Here is a 5,406-nt window from a genome sequence, read left to right as displayed (position 1 = left end):
AATTGGGTCAACAGGTAAAAGATGAGTAATTTTACTCATTGACAATAGTGCTTTTAGCTTAACTTGTGAGTAATGACCCGCAGTAATTTAATTCAACACGAGTTCTGGCTGCTGAGTCTCAAATAAGGGGCGAGTTACCTGACGCAGAAGCACGGTTTCTAAACTGCCTTCTACTACATTTGCTGCTTCTATTTCCAACTCGCCCCACACTAGCCGATCGCCTTGATTTGGCATTTTACCTAAATTGTGGATCGCGAATCCGGCGATTGTTTGGTAAGCTTGGTTAGTCGGCAGGTTTAACCCGAGTTTTTCGTTAACTGCTGTCACTTCCCAATTGCCAGAAATTAGTACCGAATGAGCATCTTTTTGAACGAAAGTTACCTCGGAAAGTGGCAGCAGCGGTTGAGACTCTTTACTGGTAATCCAACCGGTCAGCAGCCGCACGGTACCGTTGAGAATTGCTAGCAGCGGCCACAGTAATTTTGAGCAGAGTTCGAGGGCCGGCATCAACAGCAAAGCGGTGCGTTCTGGAGCGTGGGTTGCTAATACTTTGGGGATTAGTTCTCCTAAAACTATTTCTACGTAAGTTACAAAGATAAAAGCTGCGGGAACGGCGATCGAATGAGCAGTCAGCACGGCCGACAAATGACCGATCGGCAATTTGTCGATCCACGGTTCGATCCAGTGTACAGTCGCTCCCTCACCCAACCAACCCAACAGCAAACTCCCTGCTGTTGTGCCAGTTTGAGTCACAGACAGGTAATGCGGTATGTTGTTCTGAGCTTGGTGGACGAGTTCAGCGGTTTTAGCGGTTCGGCGATCGTCCAACTGAGCAAGTTGGCGGATTTGATGGCGATCCGCTGATACTAATGCTAGTTCAGACGCCACAAAAAAGGCGATTAAAAGTGTTAAGCCCAGCAACATTGCTAATCTCAGCATTGTTTGAGCGACTTCTATTTCTAGGCAGGTAATGTTGTTCAAGATTGATATTTAATAGGATAGAGGTTTAAGGTTAATTCTTTTATTTTAGCTTGCGATTCAGAGAGGTTAAACGCCCGACATTTCGGATATCCGCACTACCCCAATTCCTAGGTGCGCAATGCGCACCTTACCCGTAGAACTTGTAAACTCTTTCTCCTCTCTTCCTTCGCGCCCTTCGCGTCTTCGCGGTTCGTTTTAACTGAAATATGGCACCATTCTCAATTATTTGTTTAGGAACAGGCAAGATGCCTGTTCCACAAGAGATGAATTTTATGGTGGAACAGGCATCTTGCCTGTTCTTGACAAGGGTGCAAGATGTGAGTAAAAAGAAAGAATCTAATTCACAAAGCCCGAACTCATTGCTGTATCAACTCTCCCTTACCTCCCGGAGCGAGTTAATTTCCGTAAAAGTCTCCACCGGATCGGACTTCAACCCGCCTTGAATATAATTCAACTTCACTTCTTCCAACAAATCCGACAGCAGCGACTGCAATTCCCCGAGAGTTTTCTCATCTTGCAATTCCCGCCGCAAACTTTGATTAAATTCTTGGCTGAAATTATCGAGAATTTTTCTACCTTTATCGTCTTCATAAGTAGTAGATACCACATCAACAGCAGTTTTAGCCAAATAATTCGCTAGCTGTTCCGTCATCTCCGTCGGCAAAATGTTAATCGGAGAGAAATTTTGCAGGATTTGATAAAAATCCGACTGTTTGATTGTTGTTTCCAAATTGTGGTGCAGCAATTCTTCCAAATCCGGTTGCACCTGCGGCAAAACTTTGTAAATTGTCAGATCCAAAATCCGCTTGGTAATTTGTTCGATCGTATTTTCCTGATTGACATGAAGGTACGGCTGCTGCTGCGCCAGCAGTACCTGCGCCGCATCGCCCTGTTCGATCGAACTTTTAGCTTGATTGATAAACCGCACCATCATGTATTCCGACATCGTATCGGCTAAATAAGCCACCGGTTCGTAGGTAACTTGAGCAACTACCCGATCGAGATTCAGCAAACCCGACTTGTGCAGCCGCACCAATACCGGCAGAATCCGCCACCCCTGCCAAATCGGGAGCACCAGAAACACCTCGTACCAGCGCCTCAGCACAAAATCAAACCAAGTTACCCCCGGTTTGCGGCGGGTATGGAACAGACTTTTAATCAAAAATTCCGCCGCAAAAAAACCGATAAAAAACGTATCAATTCGCCAAAACTGGTCAGCGCTTTTCAAATATTCGGGATTTGGCAAACTCGAATCAATACCTTTAATCGGGTCATAAATTTTAACTAAACCCGGAAAAAAGTTCTGATAAACAGGGCGCAGCTGAAGGTAACTGAAATGGAAAACCAGCAGCAAGAAATTGACCACCGCTACTAATGCGCTCAATTTTGCCCAAGACATTGCTTTTTTGGACAAGTTTACATCGGTGCTGTTAACAATTGTGTTGGAATCTGACATAAAAGTAATTTTCCGAATTTGCTAATCGATAAATCTATCTTGTGGCCGACGCTAAAAAGCTCCTAACCTCTTAAAATCCCTTGGTGAACGCTAACGCTAAGTATAAGGAAACCCAAAGCCGTGAATTTAAAAACAGTCATATCGCTGCTCAAACAAACTTTTACTGAATGGCAAGAAGATAAAGCGCCAACCCTAGCCGCCGCCCTAGCCTATTACACAGTCTTCTCCCTCGCCCCGCTGCTAATTATCGTAATTGCGATCGCCGGTTTAGTCTTTGGTGCAGACGCAGCCCAAGGTCAAATCGTCGCCCAACTCCAAAGTTTAATCGGCAAAGAAGGCGCCGAAACCGTCCAAGAACTCATCCTAAAAGCCTCCGAACCCAAGTCGGGAATGATTGCTACTATAGTCGGCATCGCTACACTTTTGTGGGGTGCTTCCAACGTGTTTACTAATCTCAAAGAAGCCCTCAATACTATTTGGAATGTTTCACCGCCCCCCGGACGAGGCATCTGGGGATTCCTGCAAGACCGCATATTGTCTTTTGCAATGATTTTAGGCATAGGCTTTCTACTGCTAGTATCTTTAGTCATTAGCGCCATTTTAGCCGCCGTCAGCTATTGGTTGAACGGCTTGCTGCAATTACCAATCAACATTTGGCAGATTGTGGACTTTGCTCTCTCCTTTGGCGTAGTTACACTGCTTTTTGCCTTAATTTACAAACTCTTGCCCGATGTCCATCTTGCCTGGAATGATGTTTGGATCGGCGCCGCCATCACCTCAGTGCTGTTTACGATCGGCAAATCCCTAATTGGAATTTACCTCGGAGGTAGCGGTATAGCCTCTACCTACGGTGCTGCGGGCTCCTTCGTGATTATCCTGCTTTGGATTAATTATTCCGCTCAAATTCTCTTCTTAGGTGCCGAGTTTACCCAAGTTTGGACTAACCGATACGGATCCCGGATGCCAGGTTCGCAAAAGAATATCCTCAACAGCGAAAACGGGGAATCCTCCCCACGCAAACAGCGGAAGAAGTCTTAACATTAGACAAACGGGAAATTTGAGGTTAAACTCGCACTCCGGAGTTTGACAGAAGAAGCCAGAAGCCAGAAGGAATAAGCCAGAAGGAATAGGGAAAAAGGCAGAAGGGGAAAGGCGGAAGGAAAGAAAAATTTTGAATGCAATAATTTTGGTTTTTTTTTTCGCTAGCCCTATAATATTCGGTCTTCGGGACGACCGACTTCTGCTTTATCAATAGCCCTACTTATTTATCCAGAGGGGTAAAATTCTAGCTTCGGCTGACCTCGCATCTATAGCAGCAAGCTGAAAGCAGGCTCGAGTTAGATATTGCTAGGAGGTGCGAGTTTGACACCGGGCAGAATACGGAAAATTATTCCCTTCACCCTCGTTCATTTATATTTAGATTATCTAGAGTTTGAGCTGCTGCACGTCTCTGTCAGCAGAAGGAAGTTGTCTTTCTATTTTTACCTACAACTTATCCCTGAAGGATGATTGATCGATCCCGTATTTTGACTTTAATAAAAATGAGCTAGAAGATGCGAGTCCCGGCGCCGCAGCCAAAATTACACTTTAAATCTTCTTCTGAAATATTTGTAATTTTTGGTAAAAAATCATGATTTCCTTAACTAAAAAACGCATCGCTCTGATCTCCGTAGACGGCGATCCCTCTGTGGAAATTGGCAAAGAAGAAGCGGGCGGGCAAAATGTTTACGTGCGTCAAGTAGGGGAAGCTCTGGCTAAACAGGGGTGGCAAGTTGATATGTTCACCCGCTCATCCGATCGGCAACAAGCAAGCATTGTACAGCACAGTCCCCATTGCCGGACAATTCGGCTAGTAGCAGGGCCGCAAGAATTTATTCCTCGCGACGAACTTTATGGATATTTACCAATCTTTGTTCAAGAATTTCAGAAGTTTCAGTTAGAGTCAGGTTTTGAATATCGCTTAGTTCACACAAATTACTGGCTGTCTTCTTGGGTGGGAATGGAGTTGAAAAAATCGCAACCCCTGCTGCAAGTTCACACTTACCATTCTTTGGCAGCAGTTAAATACAAGTCGGTTTCGACAATTCCGACGATTGCCAAAACCAGGCTGCAAGTAGAAAAAACACTTCTGGAAACAGCCGATCGCGTCGTGGCTACCAGTCCCCAAGAAAAAGAACACATGATGTCTGTGGTTTCCTCAAAAGGCAATATTGACATCATTTCCTGCGGTACCGACATTGAACGGTTCGGCTCGATCGCCCGCTGGACCGCCCGCCGCGAGTTGGGAATAGCCCCCGAAACCAAAGTCGTGTTGTACGCCGGCAGTTTCGACCCCCGATCGGGCATCGAAACCTTAGTCCGCGCCGTCAGTCTGTCGGCGGTGCCCAAAGCCGATTTAAAACTCATAATTGGCGGCGGGTGGCGTCCGGGGGAAAGCGACGGCAAAGAGCGCGATCGTATCGGCAGCATCGTTGAAGAACTCGGCCTGAGCGACATTACCAGTTTTCCGGGCGGCTTGAGCCGAGACATTCTCCCCGCCTACTACGCCGCCGCCGATGTGTGCGTCGTTCCCAGCCATTACGAACCCTTGGGTTTAGTGGCCCTGGAAGCGATGGCCTGCGGCACGCCCGTAATCGCCTCCGACGTGGGAGGGCTCAAATATACTGTAGTGCCGCAAGAAACAGGTTTGCTCGCGCCGCCAAAAAATGAAGCAGTCTTTGCCGATGCGATCGATCGCTTGTTAGGTGACTCACTATGGCGCCTGCAACTCGGACACAGAGCCCGCCAGCGCGTCGAAACCTATTTCAGTTGGGACCGTATCGCCTCCCAACTCAGTCAACTTTACACTCAACTGCTCCAACACTCGGCCAGTCAACTTGACCCCGTGAGCGCTTAGCTTAGTCGCGGGAAGCCCCGCGCCAAACATGGTACGACCTGGAGCGACGGGATGTTCGCTGTGCGAGTCAAGG

The 5,406-nt window shown here is 47.0% G+C and carries 4 protein-coding genes; 2 read left to right on the top strand and 2 right to left on the bottom strand.

From position 1 onward, the window contains the following. Window positions 1-87 precede the first annotated feature (87 nt). Window positions 88-981 (bottom strand): CNNM domain-containing protein, encoded by an 894-nt coding sequence (locus tag QUB61_RS37550; protein WP_333136288.1) that lies wholly within the window; start codon window positions 979-981, stop codon window positions 88-90. Between the two features lie 367 nt (window positions 982-1,348). Beyond that, entirely contained in the window at window positions 1,349-2,437 is a 1,089-nt protein-coding gene (locus tag QUB61_RS37545) for a hypothetical protein (protein WP_333136290.1), read from the bottom strand. A gap of 120 nt (window positions 2,438-2,557) precedes the next feature. Between QUB61_RS37545 and QUB61_RS37540 the strand changes: the two genes are divergently transcribed. Both QUB61_RS37540 and QUB61_RS37535 read left to right on the top strand, forming a co-directional pair. Continuing rightward, a complete protein-coding gene (locus QUB61_RS37540; protein ID WP_333136292.1) occupies window positions 2,558-3,475 on the top strand; it encodes a YihY/virulence factor BrkB family protein in 918 nt (305 codons plus the stop codon). A gap of 592 nt (window positions 3,476-4,067) precedes the next feature. After that, a complete protein-coding gene (locus QUB61_RS37535) occupies window positions 4,068-5,333 on the top strand; it encodes a glycosyltransferase (protein WP_333136294.1) in 1,266 nt (421 codons plus the stop codon). The last annotated feature ends 73 nt before the right edge of the window (window positions 5,334-5,406 follow it).

This window comes from Microcoleus sp. C2D2, from assembly GCF_036702495.1.
GTDB lineage: Bacteria > Cyanobacteriota > Cyanobacteriia > Cyanobacteriales > Microcoleaceae > Microcoleus.
Note: the sequence above shows the minus strand (reverse complement) of the source record. Positions and strands in the feature narration are given on the sequence as shown.